We start from the raw sequence: 17,675 nt of genomic DNA, 5'->3' as shown, positions 1-17,675 counted from the left end.
CCCTCGCAGTCGCTCTTCCTGTGAATCAGGAAGAACGACCGAAAAGGTATGAGTTTATTCGTCTAAGCTCCACTTGAGCTCGGTGGTGGCGCCTTTGGCCGATACCCGGGCATAGCCCTGCATCTCCTGGTGAAGGGCGGAACAGAAGTCGGTGCAGTAGAAAGGGTAAACCCCTTCCCGTTGTGGTTCCCAGAGTAGGGTCTCGGTTTGGCCGGGCATGATCAACAATTCTGCATTATTGGCACCCATCACGCTAAAGCCGTGAGGGACGTCCCAGTCTTGCTCAAGGTTGGTCACGTGGAAGTAGACCTTGTCACCTACTTTGATCCCTTCCAGGTTGTCAACAGTAAAGTGACTTCTGATAGCACCCATATACACCCGAACCACATTTCCGTCTCTCACTATACGTGAGTCGTTGGGTGACTTCATAGCGTGGGGGTGGTTATTGTCTTCCAGCTTATAGTACTTCAGCGAATTGGGTGCAATGAGCTCGGCGGCGATGCCTTGCGCATAGTGCGGCTCGCCAATCGTTGGGAAATCAAGAATCAGTTTCATCTTTTCGCCCGAGATATCGTAAAGTTGAGCTGATTGTGTCAACTCAGGGCCAGTGGGCAGAAACCGGTCTTTTGTGATCTTGTTAAGAGCCACCACATATTTTCCCCAGGGCTTTTTGGAGTCGCCACCGGGGATCATCAAGTGACCGATAGAGTAGTAGGCTGGCACTCTGTCAAGCACTTCCTTTGTTTCCAGGTTCCACTTTACAATCTCCGATGAGATAAAAAACGATGTATAGGCGTTGCCTTTTCCGTCGAACTCGGTGTGTAATGGCCCCAGACCTGGTTGAGCCACAATGCCGCTCAACACTTCTTCGTACTGAAGGATGGGAATGCCGTCGATAGTAGTTTCGAATTTCTCACCTTCAATCGCCTTGATCATTTTATCAAACGAGTGAATACTCATGTCGCTGGAAAGCTTGCCATTGCCTACGATGAATTCTCCGGTGGGGTCAACGTCTACACCGTGTGGTGATTTTGGCGTGGGAAGGAAATACACCAGGCCAGGGCACTCTGAAGGGATCAGCACTTTTACAGTGTTCCTTGTTTCTGAGAAGGCCATTTGCTTGCTTTCGTCATAGTGGTTATCCACATAGCTGGCAGGCATTTCTTTAAATTTGCCCTGAGCCATATACTCTTCAGCTTTTTTCCAGTTGATAGCGGCTATATAGTCCTTGTCTCTTTGTGAAGCGTTGACTTCCAAAAGTGTATGCTCCTCTTCCGTGTTATAGGAAGTGAAGAACATCCAGCCATGTGACTTGCCTTTGCCCGCATGAGCAAGGTCGTAGTCATAGCCAGGCAGCAGCACTTGAAAGGCCACGTCCATGTCACCATCTTCGGCTACACTGATAAAGCTGAGGGTGCCTTTGAAGTTTTCTTTGTAGGTGTCGATGGCTACGTCTTTCTGGGGAAAAGGCACACTGAATCGGGTGCCGGCCACAATATATTCTGAGTTCTCTGTTGTGAATGGAGAACTGTGGTTACCACCGCTGTTCGGTATCTCTATGATCTCGGCGGTTTCGAATGTTTTAAGATCAATTCGTGCGATACGTGGTGTGTTGTTGCCGTTGATAAAGATCCACCGGCCATCGGGAACACCGTTAGTTTGAGATAGCTCGGGGTGGTGAGCATCATCCCAGGGCACAAAGCCAAACGAAGTTTCGAGCATAGGTTTGGTTTCCTCGTTGTAGCCATATCCTTTTTCAGGATCCTGCGAAAACACCGGGATCACCCTGAACAAACGGCCCGAAGGCAAGCCGTAAACGGATATTTGTCCACTGAACCCGCCTGACATAAAGGCGTAAAAGTCATCGTGTTCGCCTGGCGTGACATATGCCTGAGAGGCAACGTCGCTGCCCAGCGCTCCTTTTGAATTCTCGCTGCTGCCACACGAAGTAACAACCCCGGCCAAAACGACCAGAGCAAACAGCTTATTTATAATATGTTGCTTTTTCATAGTTTTTACGTTCATAGGTTATTTTGGCAGGATCACCTGATCCACCACATTGATTATTCCGTTTGATGTATTTATTGTTCCAATGATTTTACACCCGTTGATCAGCACGTCGTCTCCATCCACGGTTACTTCAAGATAATCTCCGGTGGCCATGTACAGCGTGCGGCCTTTCGCTACCATTTTTTTCAGCGCTGCCACATCGTAGGAACCTGGTGCTGCGTGCCTCGTCAGAATCGTAGCCAACTGTGCTTTGTTCTCTGGTTTTAGCAGATTTTCGACAGTCCCGGCTGGCAATTTTTCAAAGGCAGCATTATTGGGGGCAAAAACGGTAAGTGGGCCTGCGTTAACCAGCACATGCTCTATTTGAGCAGCGGTGACAGCCGCCACAAGTGTGGTATGGTCGGGCGATGAAGCGGCTACTTGCAGGATGTTCTTGGCAGATTCATCGTCGACCACTGAAGCTTGTCCTTTTGGCGTTGCGTCAGCTACTGCACCGGCCTCTTCGGTCTTATTGGTTGGCGTCGAACAGCTCGCCACGACGAGCGTGATCAGGCCAAAGGCTAGAAATTTCAAGGGTGTTTTCATAGAGTGATTATTTAAGGGTTCGGAAGTACTCAAGTACCTGCCTGGCTTGTTCCTCTGTGAGGTTTTGGTTGGCCATAGGTGCTCCGTTGGCTTCTGCCAGCAATTGCTTAGCAATCGGATCCTCCTGAATCATCACCTCAGGGTTGAGAATCATATTCATTACCCATTCGGGAGATCTTCGGCTAAGGATGTCTTTTGGGGATGGGCCAATGAATTTTTTGTCGACCTTGTGGCAGGCAGTACAGTTGGCGTCGAAAATGGCCTTGCCTGCATCTGCAAGTGCCTGGTCAATTTCTCCCAGCGTAACGCTTTTTACAGGCCCTACTCCTTTATTCTTCAGAGGGTCTGAGGCTTTAGCGGTTTCTTGTTCTGTTGGCTTTGCCTGGAAATCTGAGATGTCTTTCTTTTTGGTTTCTCCGCAGCTAGCGAGGATGATCGATAGGGGCAATGCGAATATGAACGCTTTCAAAAAATACTTTTTCATGATACACTATTTTGTTTGATAGTGTAAAGGTAGACTGAGCCTGCCCACCCATTTTATGATCTAAATCATATAGTAGCATGATTTTCCATAAAATTTTAACTACCTGAAAAATTGATAGTTAGAATGGATTTCGTTGAGGGACAAGGCCGGAAAAACGAGAGATATTGGCCCTTGAGAAAGGCAAATTCAGTCCGCTGAACCTACTGCGGCGGCGGTTTTCAGTGCAAATGGTATTAGACAACTATTTTGTGGCTTTTGAGCTTAATTTTGCCCTCCTGCTCCATTTTTTTGATGGTGCGGATCACCGTTTCTACCCGCAGCCCTGTCATGTCGGCTAGCTGCTGCCTTGTGTATGGCACAGTGAAAAGATCCTGGTTGGGCATCATCGCCTTCAAATAGTTGACGAGCGTAAGAATGCGATGCTCCGGCGGGTAGGAAGATACCTCTGATAAAATCATTCCCTTGTAGCGCAGCCTGTTGGAAAGCTCGTAGTTGAATTTGCGATGGATATCAAAATTGGCTTCCAAAAGCCTGAAGAAGTTGTCTTTGGGCAGCTTGCATATTTCACAATCTTCCACAGCCACAGCATTGGCCGGGTAGGGAAAGTGGCCGAAAATGGGAGGTTCACCAAAGCTTTGCCCAGCCTTAAACATGCCTAGAATAAACTCCTGGCCATCGTAGTTGTAGTTAACCATTTTGATTGTGCCGATCGAAACCTGATAATAAAAATGCGCCTCGGTGTCTTTTGCAAACAGAAACTCGTCTTTGTTGAGCTTAACTTTTCTCGCACCAAACGTCGTAAGCAACTCTTCAGGAATCATTGACATGGTGCCAATTTAGTAAGATTTGTGCTTTGTATTTTAACACAACCTTACCAGCTGTGAATTATTGTCATGCTACAGCTTTGGCGACGAGCAGCGTGTTTTCCAAATGAATATGCTGAAGAATATCCTGTTTGAACTCTCCCAGCTTTGAGTAGAGCAGCCGAAATGAACTACATGCTTGCTGGGGAGGCTGGAAATTGTTGGTCAGCAGGGTGAGGTCCGTGAGTATGGCACCCACTTCGGCGTGCTCCACCTTCATCTTCTCGATTTCTTTGAGCAACTCAACACTTTTTGAGCCCTTCAAAATCATTGGAAAGAGCTCATTCTCTTCCTCAAAGAAGTGATCAATGATGGCGTATTTAAGGTGGCCGACTAACTCTTTTACCTTTTTTAGATTCGGAAAGTCCGCTCCATGGTGATCCGCCACTTTGATAGTGAGATCCTCGATGTCGGAAAGTGTATGCCTTTCCCAGCTGTGGTGATTTTCAAGGATGTACTGAATGAGTAAAGACACCGACCATTCCTCAAAATGTGGCTGCCAAAAAGCACCAGGCCCGCTCTTTTTTTTCATGGCCACCAGCACCTCGTTGATATCCAATTTTTGGCAGCGACAGGCCTCTTCGAGAGAAATATCGCCGTGGCAGCAAAAATCTATGCCGTAGGCGTCGAAGACTTTGCCCAGGCTGAGGTCTTCCATGACCAGGTCAGCCACTATTCTGTCGGTGATCGACTGTTGGCGGGTTATGAGTACCCGCCATTTTTCAGGCCCTTTATCAAGGTAGTCCCAGCCAAAGCTTTTAGGATACTTGTGGCTGAATTCGTAAAAAAGTGGCTGAGGATCGTGGTCGATGGCAAGCACCAGCGACTGCCCTTCGTCAAGGCTTTCATAGGCTTTGAAAATGGTATCGTGGCGGGTTGCAGGGGGCAAAAGGGAAACATCGATGCGTATGGGAGATTCCATAAGTTTTTGGATTTTGACTATTGATGGTCAAATGTGGTGACATCAAAGGCTACTATTTTATGACTTGAGTCATACTGGGGGTAAGATTGTCACTTTTTTTTGATGTGATTTGCTAGGTGCATCATAATTTCTGACTGCGTGATCTAAGTCACTGACGGCCGCCTTTGTTATTCAGACTTTTGTGTTCAGACAATGTCACAGTAAGAGTCACACAGTATGCCGGTTATCGAAATTTTGGGGTTTGCAGCATCAATACTTATAGGGGTTAGCCTGGGGCTAATTGGAGGAGGGGGCTCCATTCTAACCGTGCCGGTGCTGGTTTACATGATTCACATCGACCCAGTGCTGGCGACAGCCTACTCTTTGTTTGTGGTCGGCAGCACTGCCCTGGTAGGGTCGGTCAACTTTCTTAGAAAAGGGTTGGTAAGTCTTAAAACGGCTGTCATATTCGCCATTCCTTCCTTCATTTCTGTCTTTGTCACCAGAAAATTCGTCATTCCTGCCATCCCGGATCCGGTTTTCTCTTTGGGGGGATTTCCGGTAACAAAGGACTTGGCAATAATGGTGCTGTTTGCCGTCATTATGCTGGTGGCTGCCTGGTCGATGATCAGAGACAAGAAGGAAAACAAGACGATAGAAGAGGAGCTATCCTATAATTACCCGATGATTGCTTTGGAAGGCCTGGTGGTGGGGGCGTTAACGGGCCTGGTAGGGGCAGGCGGCGGCTTTCTTATCATTCCTGCACTTGTGCTGCTGGCCCATATCCCAATGAAGTTGGCAGTCGGCACTTCGTTGCTGATCATTGCTGCCAAATCGCTGATCGGATTCACTGGTGACCTGGGAACCCAGCCAATCGATTGGCCATTTATGCTGATATTTACCAGTTTGTCTATTGGAGGGCTTTTTCTGGGAGAGTATCTTTCCCGCTTCATATCAGGGACAGCGCTAAAAAAAGGTTTTGGCTATTTCGTGCTTGTTATGGCTGTTTTTATCCTTACCAAAGAACTTATATTCTGATGATACACCCTGGCGAAGCTACTTCTTCTAAGTTCGAGAGAAGCCTCTTCGAAAATCTCAACTTTGTTACATTTACATGTGTTACCAATAAACAGATCAATTTTAAAAAAGAGATATGAAAACCAGTACAAACATTGTTGCATCGCTAGCTTTTCTTTTTGTTTCAGCCATAGGCACAGCATGCAGCTCGTCTTCCACTGAGAAGGAGGCTGCCTCGGAAGTGGTTACCAAGCCAGCAGGTCAGACATCCGCAAAAATTGTTCAGCTTAATGCGCCAGACTTTGCTGAGAAAGTGAAGGAAGCCGAAGTTCAGCTTGTAGATGTGAGAACAGCGGGGGAGGTAGCTACCGGCAAAATACCCAATGCAATAAATATCGATTACAACACCGTCAATTTTGAGGAGATGGCCGCTAAGCTTGACCCGAATAAGCCGGTTGCAGTTTACTGTAAGGTAGGAGGCAGGAGCGCCAGGGCAGCCAAAGTATTTCAAGAGTTGGGCTTCAAGCAAATTTTCGAGCTGGAAGGCGGAATAATTTCATGGAACGCCAGTGGACTTGCCACCGAAAAGCAGTAGTAGTTAGTTAAATCAGCTAAGAGAAAGTGGAAAAGTATTGGAACATCATCGTTGGCTCGTATACGGGTTACTGGAACTATCTGGTCAACGAGATTTTACACCCTAGCTGGCACAATTATTTCTATTGGCTGCTGCTGGTATCCGCCTTTTTCTTCATTCTCGAATGGGTGAAGCCCTGGAGGAAGGATCAGTCCAGGTTCAGAAAGGACTTCTGGCTGGACTTCTTTTACATGTTCTTTAACTTCTTTCTCTTTTCGCTCATTATTTACAATGCTGTCTCCAACTCGGTTGTCAATCTTTTTAACGACGCCCTGGCAGTTATCGGTATCAACAACCTTTTGGCCTTTGAGGTAATGAAGTGGCCCATGTGGTCGCACCTGCTGATCGGGTTTGTGGTGCGTGACTTTGTGCAATGGTGGGTGCATCGCTTGCTTCACCGGTCGCCCTGGCTCTGGGAGTTTCACAAAGTTCATCATTCCGTGGAGCAAATGGGTTTTGCGGCCCACCTTCGCTACCATTGGATGGAAAACGTGGTGTACCGCACTATCGAGTATATTCCGTTGGCGCTGATCGGAATTGGGTTGAGAGACTTCTTCATTATTCACATTTTTACCCTGGCTGTTGGGCACTTCAATCATTCTAATATAAAAGTGCCATTAGGGCCCTTTAAATACCTTTTCAACAACCCTCAAATGCACATCTGGCATCATGCCTACGACCTTCCTAGGGAGAGGGGCTATGGGGTTAATTTTGGGATCACGCTGAGTATTTGGGACTATCTGTTCAAAACAGATTATATTCCTTACGACGGTCGGGACATTAAGCTAGGTTTCCCCGGCGTGGAGCAGTTTCCACACGATTTTGTGGGGCAGAACCTTCATGGAATAGTGCCGGAGCACAAGAGGGAGAAAGTGAGTGCTGGCAAAGAGCCCACGAAGTAACTGCGCTCCTTTTCCTCGCAAATTCTTTTCTTTGCAGGATGACTCCAACTGTGTACGACGTCATTGTGATTGGCGGAGGGCAAAGTGGCCTTGCTGTAGCTTATTATCTGAATAGGGCCGGTTTAAATTATGTTGTTCTTGACGCCAGCGACAACGCCGGCGGAAGCTGGCAGCATTATTGGCACTCGCTCCGTTTGTTTTCGCCTGCGCAATGGAGCTCACTACCCGGCGTGCTCATGACTGGCGGCCCCGACTATTATCCCACCCGCAACGAAACGATCGACTACCTGAGAAAGTACGAGGAGAAATATAAATTCGCCGTACAAAGAGGTGTGACGGTAAAAGATGTAAAAAAGGCAGAAGGGCGTTTTGATATTGTTACCAGCAAAGGAGCTTACCAGTCGAAGACGGTCGTGTCTGCCACTGGATCATTTGCCAATCCGTGGGTGCCGGAGTTGCCCGGAAGAGACAAATTCAAAGGGAAGGTTTTCCATTCCACTGCCTACAAAAGACCGGATCCATTCAAGAGCCAACAGGTAGCAATTGTCGGCGAAGGGAATTCTGGTGCCCAGATACTTGCTGAAGTGAGCAAGGTGGCGCAGACTTTTTGGGTCACGTCAAAGCCGCCGAAGTTCCTTCCTGATGAGGTAGACGGACGTTATCTTTTCGATGCAGCCACTCAAATGTATGAAGCCAAAAAGGCAGGGAGGGAATTCACTCCGCCGTCGCTTGGGGATGTGGTGATGGTTCCGCCGGTAAAAGAAGCCAGGAAAAGAGGAGTATTGGAGCGGGCTTACCCGCCAATCGATCATTTCACGGATCTGGGAATTATGTTGGTGAATGGCCAGGAGCTACTCGTCGACAGTGTGATTTTCTGCACCGGGTTTCGGCCGGCGTTGAACCACCTCAAGGGCTTGGCCCTCAATGTTAGTGCGGGGAAAGTGGCAACGGTTGCCACCCGGTCGGCCGAGGTGCCAGGCCTTTGGCTGGTGGGTTACGGCCAATGGACGGGCTTCGCCTCGGCCACGCTTATTGGCGTTGGCCGGTCTGCAAAATCCACTGTAGAAGAAATCAAAGAATACGTGTAAATACTGTTTTGTTGCAAATACCGGCTGCCTACCTTTGCCGGATGAAACGGTCTTTCTTTTATGCTTTTTTCTTTGGGGTCTTGCTTTTCGCCACTGAAGTTTCCGCACAATCTGTTCTTAAAGTCAGGGTGCTCGACGCCGACACACAAGAACCTCTTGTAGGCGCTACCATTCAAATAGCGGGAACCACACAAGGAACGATAACAGACTTGAATGGAGAAGGTCAAATTACCGTTTCCGGTACTGAACCAATAAGTTTAGTGGCATCTTTCGTTGGCTATTCTTCTGTAAAGAGAAAGGTAGTGACGGGTACAAATGAGCTGGTTTTCAATTTGGAACCCGAGGAGGCGCTTGATGAGGTAATCGTTACTGCTACCCGTAGCAGCAGAACCATCGAGGATATCCCCATCAGGATGGAGGTAATCTCCGGAGAAGAGCTGGATGAAAAGGCCGCTATGAACTCCACGAACATTGCCATGCTGCTGAGAGAGAGCTCAGGTATTCAAATGCAGCAGACTTCTACCAACTCAGCCAACCAAACCCTTCGAATACAGGGACTGGATGGTCGCTACACCCAGCTACTTCGGGACGGACTTCCTTTGTACGGTGGTTTTTCCAGCGGGTTGAGCATCATGCAAATTCCCCCACTGGATCTTCGGCAGGTGGAGGTAATCAAGGGCAGCGCCTCTACTCTTTATGGCGGCGGTGCTATTGCCGGCCTGGTAAACCTGGTTTCGAAAACGCCGGGTAGCGAGCCAGAGCGCAGCGTCATGCTCAACCAAACTACGGCAGGCGGCACCACACTCAACACTTTCTTGTCGGGCCGGAATGAAAAAAGGGGCTTCACGCTGTATGCTTCCGCTAATCGTCAGCAGCCATACGACCCAAACAAAGACGATTTTTCTGATATTCCGAGAGTGCGGGGTATAGCGCTCAACCCGAAGGTGTTTTTCTACCCATCCGAACGCACAACGCTAAGCATAGGCTTGAACAGCTCATATGAAGCCAGAGAAGGAGGCGATATAGTAGCGATTGAAAATGAAGGCGTAAGCGGCCGTAGTTTTAGTGAAGAGAACTACACAGGAAGGCTCGGGTCGTTGATCAACTTTGTGCATACGACTTCGAACGGTTCACAGTGGTCTTTCAAAAACAGTGTCAACCTGTTTGCAAGGAATATCGACTCTCCAATTTATAGTTTTTATGGTGAGCAGTTGGCTTCATTTTCTGAGTTGGCTTATAATTTTAAGGTAGCGAAACACGAACTGGTTACGGGTATGAACCTGGTGTCCGACCATTTTTCAGACCCAGGCGACAACTTTATGCCTGGCTTGGGAGATGTGGACAGATCATACAACTTTTTGACAGCTGGAGTATTTGCACAAGACACCTGGGAAGTTTCTGAGCAAAACACCCTGGAGTTGGGTCTTCGCACGGATTTTAACAATGAGTATGGCGCTGTTTTGCTTCCCCGGTTTTCCTGGATGGTCAAGCCGTCAAAGCAGTTGACCATGCGCCTGGGAGGAGGAAGAGGTTACAAACTGCCGACCATTTTCCTTGAGGAGGCTGAGCAAAGGGCCTTCACCAGGGTGCTGCCTTACAACGCCCTCAATCAGCAGCCCGAAATGGAAAGGTCGTGGGGCTCAAATTTTGATGTCAATTTCAGAACCGCCCTCGGAGACGACTGGACACTGTCGGCCAACCAACTCTTCTTTTTAACTCAGCTTGACAAGCCCGTATTCCTGAATGAGGTTGAGATGGATGGCTTCACTAATTATTACCTTTCCAACAGGCAAGAGCCTGTCGTTAGTAAGGGCTTTGAAAGTAACCTCAAGCTCGGATATGATCATTGGAAGCTATTCTTGCAGTACGCTCTCACTCAGGTAAATGTTGATGAAGGATCGGGCTACCGCCAGAAGGCAATAACACCAAAGCATGCTGCAGGTTTTGTGTTGATGTACGAAAAACATGAATCGTTTCGTATCGGCTACGAGCTTTACTATACGGGAAGCCAGTACCGATACGACAGGTCGTCTACTCCGGACTTCTGGATCATGGGCATAATGGCTATGAAGGAATGGGAGAAGTTTAGTGTGTTCCTCAACTTTGAAAATTTTACTGACACCCGGCAATCGAGGTATCAGTCCATGGTAACTCCCCCTTACAACAACCCTGCTTTTGCTGAGGTTTGGGCCCCTACTGACGGATTTGTTTCAAATGGAGGTTTTATCTTTCACTTTTGAAAACCCAGCGGCATTTATTGCATCGATAAGTGATATTGCTTCTTTGAATAAGGAATTTTTTTTCAATTATAGTATTTCGATGGCAATATGATATCTTTAGGACTAACTACCTCAAATTCAACTATAACTACCGTGAAATCGACCATTTGAGGCTTTTTGATATGGTTCACAACAATTTTTTGTAAACTGACAAGGAGGTTACTTTTATTACACACGCAAGTATTTAGTACTATTAGAGGAATTAGTTTAATTATTCTTTTGTGGGGAATATGCTGCAGGGGAGCCATCAACTGGACTACTTATGTTAACGTACTTACTTTTTGTGCTGGGTTTTCCGGCGCTGATTAAAGGGGCTGATTTGCTGGTTGAAGGGGCCTCTTCACTTGCGAAGCGATTCAATATTTCGGATTTTATTATTGGGCTGACGATTGTGTCCTTTGGCACTTCCATGCCGGAGTTGATAGTAAATATTTTTGCCAGCCTCGACGGTAACGCAGACATTGCTGTCGGCAATATCATAGGCAGCAATATTTCCAATATTTTGCTGATTCTCGGAATCTCTTCAATTATTAGCCCGCTACCCATTCAGAGAAACACTGTACTTTCCGAAATACCTTTTTCACTGACCGCCACATTACTGGTTGCTTACCTGGCCAACGCCGCCTTGTTTGGCGACCCGGGAACATTAAGCATTAGTCGTTGGGATGGCCTGATACTATTGGCGTTCTTTGCACTTTTTATGGCTTATATTTTCAAAATTGCCGGAGAAAACAAGGAGCAGGAGATACAAAGTACGGAGCATGTGGAAATTATGCTGTTGCCAAAGTCGGTGCTTTACATTGGCATTGGCATTCTCGGCTTGTTTTTGGGAGGTAAGTGGGTGGTTGACGGAGCCGTAGCTATGGCGGAGTATTTTGGCATGTCGCAAACTTTTATTGGGTTAACTATCGTTGCCATTGGCACCTCTTTGCCGGAGCTGGTTACCTCGGCGATGGCAGCCTATAAAGGCAATACGGACATTGCAGTTGGCAACGTAGTAGGCTCAAATATTTTTAATCTTCTTTGGATACTTGGGATCAGCGCTTTTATTAAACCTCTGCAGTTTTCTCTGGTTAACAATGCCGACATTCTGGTGTTAATAGTAGCCAGTGCGCTCATGATTTTGTCGCTCACCACAGGCAGGCGCAATGCCATAGACAGGGTAAACGGAATTGTTTTTGTTCTCCTTTATGTGGGCTACATAGTTTACCTTGTTTACAGGGGCTAGTCATACCTTTACCTTCTGATTGAGCTTCAGGATGTTAACGGGTTTACCAAACACATACAGCCTGTCGTCGAGCCTGATTTCCGTGTCTCCGTCTATGTCGGTAAGCAGCTCTTGCCCTCTTTGGATGGCCAGTATGAAGAGGTTGTAGCGGCTTTTTATTCTCGATTCTGCAATGCTTTTTCCAACGATTGATCTATCCTCCCGTTCCAATACAACACATGCCATCTCCAGGTCCTGAATGCTGAGATTTTTTGCTGCCTGCTCGGTTCTCATCAGCGGGCTGCGGAGCATTTCATAGCTGCCTGAGCGAACCTCCTGCGTAAAGGCCTCTATCTCATTTAGCGGAACCAGGTAGTGCCTAAGTACCCGGGTAAAAATTTCAATGGAGGTTTCAAATTCCTCCGGAATAACCTCGTCAGCTCCAAGCTTTTTCGACTCTTCAATTTCGTTGATGTAGCGGGTGCGAACAATGATATGCACCGTGTTGGAGAACTCTCTGATCTTAGCGACTATTCGTTTGGTAGAAGAAGGATCCGATATGGCGATGACCACCACCCGGGCTGACTGAATCTGGACGTGCCTTAAAATCACATCATCACTGGCGTCTCCATATATTATCGGCTCCCCTCTTTCTTTCTCCTGTTTAACAGTGGCCGGGTTCATTTCAACGATGGCGTAAGAAATAGCGGCCTTTCTTGCTGCTTTCGCTACATTTTTTCCGTTGATACCGTACCCAATGATCACCAGATGATCCTTCAGTTCATGCTCGTCGGGCTCTTCTGCTTCAACATCCGACGACAGTGCCTGAATCTTTCTTACCAGCGGGTTCGGCGTTTTGCTATGCACCACATCGGTAATTTTGGAAGCGTAACTGAGAATGAATGGCGTAAGTCCCATGGTGATCAGCGACACACTGAGAAAATATTGATACGTCAATGGGCTGAGAATTTGGTTTTCGATACCTGTTGCCGACAACAGGAAGGCAAATTCTCCTACCTGACAGAGCATGAGACCGGAAAGAATAACCGTTCGGAAGGGATACCTGAGCAGCACCGCTCCGAAGCCTGCAATCAGCGCTTTTCCTAAAAGTGTTAGAAAGGTTAATAGTAAAATGACGCTAAGGTGGTCAAAAAGGAATTTGAGATCGAGTAGCATTCCGATCGACACAAAAAAGAAGCTGATAAATATTTCCCTGAAAGGCAGAATATTGGCAGTGGCTTGATGACTGTAGTCTGATTCGGAAATGATGAGGCCAGCAAAGAATGCACCCAGGGCCAGCGACAGACCAATGGAGGACGTAAGCCAGGCTGTAGCAAAGCAGATGACAATTATCGTCAGAATAAAGAGCTCACGACTTTTTGCCTGGGCCACCCTGAAAAGCAGTTTTGGAACAATATAGCGAGCCATGATTAGCACCAGCCCGACTACCGCAACCACTTTAAGCAGCAAAATGAGAATGGTTTCGCCAATATTTCCGGTTTTACCGGCGATGATAGGGGTAAAAAGTATCATCGGAACGACAATGATGTCCTGAAAAATCAGAATGCCCAGGGCAATGCGGCCGTGAGGGGTATTGATCTCGCCTTTTTCCTGCAGCAGCTTTAGCACGATGGCGGTGGAGCTTAACGATACGAGAAAGCCTGCAAAAATCGACTCCTTGAACGACAGCCCAAACATGTAAACAATGCCAAATGTGACCAAAATGGTGCCAGCCACCTGCACGGTTCCGCCGACAAATACTGTTTTCCTTATAGATGTTAAATGTTTGAAAGAAAACTCTACACCAATGACAAAAAGCAGGAAAATCACACCAATCTCCGACAGCATCTCCACTTCGTGAGAGGCCTGAATGAGCCCCATGCCATGTGGTCCGGCCACCATGCCGGTAGCTAAAAGACCTAAAATGGAAGGCAGCTTGAAGCGGTTGAAGATGAGAATCATCACCACCGAAATGCCAAGGATGATGACTATTTCAGTAAGAATCGGTATCTGCATAGTGGTTTTGTTGGGTGCAAATTACTAAAAGCTGGGGCAAGGAAGTTGGCGTGAGTGAAATAGTTCAGTGTCAGTTGGTGACAAAAATTGACATAAATTAACGCAAGGGTGACACTCGCTTTACTTGTTATGATCATATTGAAGTTAAATCTCCACCACTATGAAACTACTCTCAGCCTTTTTTATTGGCGTTAGCCTTCTGAGTGCTGCACCATCAATGTCGCAGTCAAACGATTATGTAGCTCATGAAAGGGACTTTGGCCACTACACCTCCCTGGTTGTCGATGTTCAGGCCAATATTGAGGTGGATGCCAGCCAGCCTTCTCATGGAACTTTGGTGGTGTCAGAGGCTGATTTTGAAAACCTAAAATGGGAGCTGCTGGGAGAAACATTGATTATTTCTGCGAAGGAAGGCAAGTCTGTGGCTGGCCCGATTAATTTGAAGCTCGGTTCCCCTAACCTGGCACGTATCGAGTCGACACAGGAGTCAATCATCTATATGCATCACGTAAACGGACAAAGCTTGAGCCTGGATTTACTCAAGGGTACTGTAAAGCTTGAAGGTAAAGTGGAAAACCTGCATGTGATGGCCGAGAAGGGCAGACTGTATGGGTCAGGGCTTGAGTCAAAGAGTGCAGAAGTGAGGATTTGGGATGAAGGATCGGTCGTCATACATGCAACCGAGTCGCTGGAGATAGAAGCAACTAACAATGGGAGAGTTATTTACAACGGCTCTCCGTCCAAAGTGATCAAGAACACAGGCAGTGGTGGTGTGATCATGTCAGAAGAGGCGGTGCAGCAGCAGCGGGAAGTTGAGTATGTGAATTTTGGGGTTTAGCACTATAAATTCCCTGATGCGTCAATCTTAAGTACCCAGATATCATTTAGCCCGGCCCCTTCTGACTCGGTGCTGCCTAAGATATAGTAATAGTCGCCTATCTGAATAATTCCGCTACCAGTGTCCCTGTTTTTACCTCCAAATACCTTGGACCATTCCTCAACCAAACCCGGCCCCACCTTTTTAACCATCAGGTCTCGGGTAGACGCCTGATCGCCAACTAAAATGAAATTTCCTTCTGCAGTTAGAAGTAGGTCTTTGGCGAATATGTCAATAAAACTAGCGTTCATTGGATCATCGGAAGACGACAAATTTAGCTCATGCAGAATGGTCTGAGATTTTGCTCCTCCAGCACTGGTGCCTGAAGCCATCAGAAAAGCTACATCAGAGCCGTCCATTTTCTGGGCATAGGAACCGGTACTATTTGCGATGTTTTCAATTTCGAAATCGAGAGTATATGCGAAATATATTTGCCCAAAATTATCTTTGCGCATGTAGAAGTACGAAAAGCCTCTGTAAGTGTCGTTTTCATATGGTGAGACGCTAGGGGATGTCGCCGCCAGAACGAGGTAGTTGCCATTTTTATCAATTGATATACCTTTCGAAATTAATCCTGGATCGTAGAAGCGAATATAATGTCCGGAACCCAGCAAGTCGCCCGTAGAACTGAATTCTATAACGACACTCATTTGTAGGCCGGCTCCGGGAAAGCCGCCATCTTCATTTTTCAAATTTCCAACAGCCAGGTACTTTCCATTCTCGCCTCCTATCATACCCGTTATTTCGTCACCGATTCCCAGGTCATGAACTTTTTCCCAGTTAATTGATCCATCAGAAGACGACAGGTTGAGAATATAGGAGTTTGACTCGCCTTCGATATCATAGGTTTTGCCAAAGACAATAATCTCATCTGTGGCATTAAGCATCAAACCATTTGGAACAGAGAACCTTCTTGTTTTAATCGTTCGATCAAAGAGGATGATGCCGTCTGCGGAAAGTTTGATGACTCTTGTAAATGACGAATCCGAAGCTAAGTTTTGACCTTGTCCAAGTATAATAATTTCTCCAACTGAAGTAGTCTTAATATCAATTCCAAAGTCATCGCCCGCTCCACCGAAAGTTTTGCCCCAGGTAGACTTGGCTGGCGACTCAATATCATTTCCGCACCCGGCCATGATAAAGGCCGTAGTTACTAAAACTAGTATTGAAAAAGCCTTATTTCTCATACAGTATCTATGTAAGACAAAAGTAGAGAATACAAGCCTAATTCAATGAAAATTCTTATTATTAAATATATGAAGAGGCAAATGAATACCTGTACGACAAACTCTAGCTGAAAACTAATTTCAGATGGTCTTTGTCAGGTACCCTATTTGAAGTCAATTTACTAGCCACCACGTACACCAAAAAGGAAATAACAAAAGCCGGAAAGACCTCATGCACCTGCTCCATGCCTTCAAAATTGAACCGGATTCCGAAGCGCCAGATCACATTCACCACCATACCAGCCACCATGCTGGATAGCGCTCCGATGTCGGTGCCCCAGCGCAGGTAAAGGCCTCCAAAGATGGTTGGAAAAAAACTGGCAGCGAAGACTGATCCTGCAAAGGAAGACATTTCTACCACGCCCGCCGGAGGATAGAGTGTGAAAAGGAACACCACTACGCAATAGCCGAGCATGGCCCACTTCGTGCGTCTCACAATCTTTTGTTCCTCCATCGGCTTCCAGATATTCCAAATGTCTTTAACGATAGACGTGCCTGCGATAAACGTGACCGAGGCTAGCGAGGACATGCCTGCAGCAAAAAGCCCCATCATACAAATGCCAGTTACTGTTGGGTTATTGAGCTTGTTGAACATTACGCCAACAACTTCATCCGTATTATTGATGAGATAGGCAGCTTCTTCATCACTCACCATCACATGCACCAAAGCCCCCACGCACATCACACAAATCAGCGAAATACCAAGGAAAATAGGCGTCCAGGTCATGGCAAACTTCATGCTGGCTTTGTCCTTGATGGAGTAAAACCGGATAATCAGCTTGGGGTCGGACACCTGCTTCATGCCTATGGTGAGGCCTATCGCAATAATATAGTACATGCTGGCTACTCCCCCAAACGTCATCATGCCGTCGCCAATTGGGGAGCCATCGGGCGTTACATGCTGGAGGTTGGCGAGCTTCTCCATTAGTGGTGAATAACCGCCTGCAAAGTAGAAAGGGATAATCAGCATAATAATGGCCACAAGGAACATGAGGATCCCCTGGATGGCATCGGTCCACATCACACCGTACATGCCGCCTGCCATGGTATAGCCACAGGTGAAGAAGATCAGGATAAAGGCACCGAGTCCATAGTCGACATCCAATACGGTATTGAGCAAATTGGCACCACCTTTGGCAATACCAGTCATGTACCACAGCGTGGCAAAAAGAATAATGAAGGAGGAGAGCACCCGAATACTCTTGGAGAGATTACTTTGGTAGCGCAGGTGAAAATAATCCGGCACCGTTACTGACTTTAGCCGGATGGATTGACTACGCATTCTGGGCCCCATCACCAGCCAGGAAATCATGCAAAATACTACCCAAAACAGCGCTACATAGGCCCAGGAAAGGCCGTATTTGAAAGACTCACCTGCCTGACCGATATAGGTGCTGGTGCTAATGAATGTAGAGAAAAAGGCCAGGGACACTACCCAACCCGGGATTTTTCGGTTGGCCAGATAATACTCATTTACATTTTGAGAAGCCCTCTTCTGAAAGTGCCAGCCGATGTAGATAATAAGTCCTACATAAACCGCAATTAAAAGGAGCGTGAGCCCGTGTTGTGATAGGTAGTCCATGTTG

Annotated in this window: 15 protein-coding genes; 7 read left to right on the top strand and 8 right to left on the bottom strand. The window is 47.0% G+C overall.

Annotated elements, in window-relative coordinates:
- Positions 1-54 precede the first annotated feature (54 nt).
- From nosZ to RT717_RS23240, 5 genes are all read right to left on the bottom strand, one after another.
- Complete coding sequence (gene nosZ / locus RT717_RS23260; RefSeq protein ID WP_317488740.1) at positions 55-2,010, bottom strand: Sec-dependent nitrous-oxide reductase; 1,956 nt, start codon at positions 2,008-2,010, stop codon at positions 55-57.
- A gap of 18 nt (positions 2,011-2,028) precedes the next feature.
- A complete protein-coding gene (locus RT717_RS23255) occupies positions 2,029-2,595 on the bottom strand; it encodes a fasciclin domain-containing protein (protein ID WP_317488739.1) in 567 nt (188 codons plus the stop codon).
- A gap of 7 nt (positions 2,596-2,602) precedes the next feature.
- The gene (locus RT717_RS23250) at positions 2,603-3,079 is read right to left on the bottom strand and encodes a c-type cytochrome (protein WP_317488738.1); all 477 of its coding nucleotides are present in this window, start codon (positions 3,077-3,079) and stop codon (positions 2,603-2,605) included.
- A gap of 233 nt (positions 3,080-3,312) precedes the next feature.
- Complete coding sequence (locus tag RT717_RS23245; RefSeq protein WP_317488737.1) at positions 3,313-3,906, bottom strand: Crp/Fnr family transcriptional regulator; 594 nt, start codon at positions 3,904-3,906, stop codon at positions 3,313-3,315.
- Between the two features lie 64 nt (positions 3,907-3,970).
- Positions 3,971-4,864 carry a DUF542 domain-containing protein gene (locus RT717_RS23240; RefSeq protein WP_317488736.1) on the bottom strand — a complete coding sequence of 298 codons (894 nt, stop codon included), beginning with the start codon at positions 4,862-4,864 and terminating at the stop codon, positions 3,971-3,973.
- Positions 4,865-5,080: 216 nt separating this feature from the next.
- Here RT717_RS23240 and RT717_RS23235 point away from each other — a divergent pair, with 216 nt between their 5' ends.
- The 6 genes from RT717_RS23235 to RT717_RS23210 all read left to right on the top strand — a co-directional run bounded on the left by RT717_RS23235 (position 5,081) and on the right by RT717_RS23210 (position 11,991).
- On the top strand, positions 5,081-5,881 hold the full coding sequence (locus RT717_RS23235) for a sulfite exporter TauE/SafE family protein (RefSeq protein WP_317488735.1): 801 nt from the start codon (positions 5,081-5,083) through the stop codon (positions 5,879-5,881).
- Positions 5,882-5,996: 115 nt separating this feature from the next.
- Positions 5,997-6,455 carry a rhodanese-like domain-containing protein gene (locus RT717_RS23230; protein ID WP_317488734.1) on the top strand — a complete coding sequence of 153 codons (459 nt, stop codon included), beginning with the start codon at positions 5,997-5,999 and terminating at the stop codon, positions 6,453-6,455.
- 26 nt (positions 6,456-6,481) lie between these two features.
- Entirely contained in the window at positions 6,482-7,396 is a 915-nt protein-coding gene (locus RT717_RS23225) for a sterol desaturase family protein (RefSeq protein ID WP_317488733.1), read from the top strand.
- Between the two features lie 38 nt (positions 7,397-7,434).
- Entirely contained in the window at positions 7,435-8,484 is a 1,050-nt protein-coding gene (locus RT717_RS23220) for an ArsO family NAD(P)H-dependent flavin-containing monooxygenase (protein ID WP_317488732.1), read from the top strand.
- A gap of 41 nt (positions 8,485-8,525) precedes the next feature.
- Positions 8,526-10,724, top strand: a complete 2,199-nt coding sequence (locus tag RT717_RS23215) for a TonB-dependent receptor (protein WP_317488731.1) — start codon at positions 8,526-8,528, stop codon at positions 10,722-10,724.
- Positions 10,725-11,025: 301 nt separating this feature from the next.
- Complete coding sequence (locus tag RT717_RS23210; protein ID WP_317488730.1) at positions 11,026-11,991, top strand: calcium/sodium antiporter; 966 nt, start codon at positions 11,026-11,028, stop codon at positions 11,989-11,991.
- Here the strand turns inward: RT717_RS23210 and RT717_RS23205 are convergent, their stop codons facing one another.
- Positions 11,992-13,986, bottom strand: coding sequence for a cation:proton antiporter domain-containing protein (locus RT717_RS23205; RefSeq protein WP_317488729.1), 1,995 nt, complete (start codon positions 13,984-13,986; stop codon positions 11,992-11,994).
- A gap of 160 nt (positions 13,987-14,146) precedes the next feature.
- On the opposite strand from RT717_RS23205, the gene RT717_RS23200 reads away from it, so the two are divergent.
- Positions 14,147-14,824, top strand: coding sequence for a GIN domain-containing protein (locus RT717_RS23200; RefSeq protein WP_317488728.1), 678 nt, complete (start codon positions 14,147-14,149; stop codon positions 14,822-14,824).
- 2 nt (positions 14,825-14,826) lie between these two features.
- Here RT717_RS23200 and RT717_RS23195 read toward each other — a convergent pair whose 3' ends face one another.
- Together RT717_RS23195 and RT717_RS23190 are read right to left on the bottom strand one after the other, a co-directional pair.
- Positions 14,827-16,050 carry a hypothetical protein gene (locus tag RT717_RS23195; RefSeq protein ID WP_317488727.1) on the bottom strand — a complete coding sequence of 408 codons (1,224 nt, stop codon included), beginning with the start codon at positions 16,048-16,050 and terminating at the stop codon, positions 14,827-14,829.
- A gap of 103 nt (positions 16,051-16,153) precedes the next feature.
- Entirely contained in the window at positions 16,154-17,671 is a 1,518-nt protein-coding gene (locus RT717_RS23190; protein ID WP_317488726.1) for a sodium:solute symporter family protein, read from the bottom strand.
- Between the last annotated feature and the right edge of the window lie 4 nt (positions 17,672-17,675).

Source organism: Imperialibacter roseus (assembly GCF_032999765.1).
GTDB lineage: Bacteria > Bacteroidota > Bacteroidia > Cytophagales > Cyclobacteriaceae > Imperialibacter > Imperialibacter roseus.
The sequence above is the reverse complement of the archived record's forward strand: the minus strand, read 5'-3'. Positions and strand labels throughout refer to the sequence as shown.

What these genes read in the sequence shown, in the direction of transcription:
- nosZ (WP_317488740.1), bottom strand. Translation starts at nt 2,010, where the DNA reads ATGAAAAAGCAACATATTATAAATAAGCTGTTTGCTCTGGTCGTTTTG.
- RT717_RS23255 (WP_317488739.1), bottom strand. Translation starts at nt 2,595, where the DNA reads ATGAAAACACCCTTGAAATTTCTAGCCTTTGGCCTGATCACGCTCGTC.
- RT717_RS23250 (WP_317488738.1), bottom strand. Translation starts at nt 3,079, where the DNA reads ATGAAAAAGTATTTTTTGAAAGCGTTCATATTCGCATTGCCCCTATCG.
- RT717_RS23245 (WP_317488737.1), bottom strand. Translation starts at nt 3,906, where the DNA reads ATGTCAATGATTCCTGAAGAGTTGCTTACGACGTTTGGTGCGAGAAAA.
- RT717_RS23240 (WP_317488736.1), bottom strand. Translation starts at nt 4,864, where the DNA reads ATGGAATCTCCCATACGCATCGATGTTTCCCTTTTGCCCCCTGCAACC.
- RT717_RS23235 (WP_317488735.1), top strand. Translation starts at nt 5,081, where the DNA reads ATGCCGGTTATCGAAATTTTGGGGTTTGCAGCATCAATACTTATAGGG.
- RT717_RS23230 (WP_317488734.1), top strand. Translation starts at nt 5,997, where the DNA reads ATGAAAACCAGTACAAACATTGTTGCATCGCTAGCTTTTCTTTTTGTT.
- RT717_RS23220 (WP_317488732.1), top strand. Translation starts at nt 7,435, where the DNA reads ATGACTCCAACTGTGTACGACGTCATTGTGATTGGCGGAGGGCAAAGT.
- RT717_RS23215 (WP_317488731.1), top strand. Translation starts at nt 8,526, where the DNA reads ATGAAACGGTCTTTCTTTTATGCTTTTTTCTTTGGGGTCTTGCTTTTC.
- RT717_RS23210 (WP_317488730.1), top strand. Translation starts at nt 11,026, where the DNA reads ATGTTAACGTACTTACTTTTTGTGCTGGGTTTTCCGGCGCTGATTAAA.
- RT717_RS23205 (WP_317488729.1), bottom strand. Translation starts at nt 13,986, where the DNA reads ATGCAGATACCGATTCTTACTGAAATAGTCATCATCCTTGGCATTTCG.
- RT717_RS23200 (WP_317488728.1), top strand. Translation starts at nt 14,147, where the DNA reads ATGAAACTACTCTCAGCCTTTTTTATTGGCGTTAGCCTTCTGAGTGCT.
- RT717_RS23195 (WP_317488727.1), bottom strand. Translation starts at nt 16,050, where the DNA reads ATGAGAAATAAGGCTTTTTCAATACTAGTTTTAGTAACTACGGCCTTT.
- RT717_RS23190 (WP_317488726.1), bottom strand. Translation starts at nt 17,671, where the DNA reads ATGGACTACCTATCACAACACGGGCTCACGCTCCTTTTAATTGCGGTT.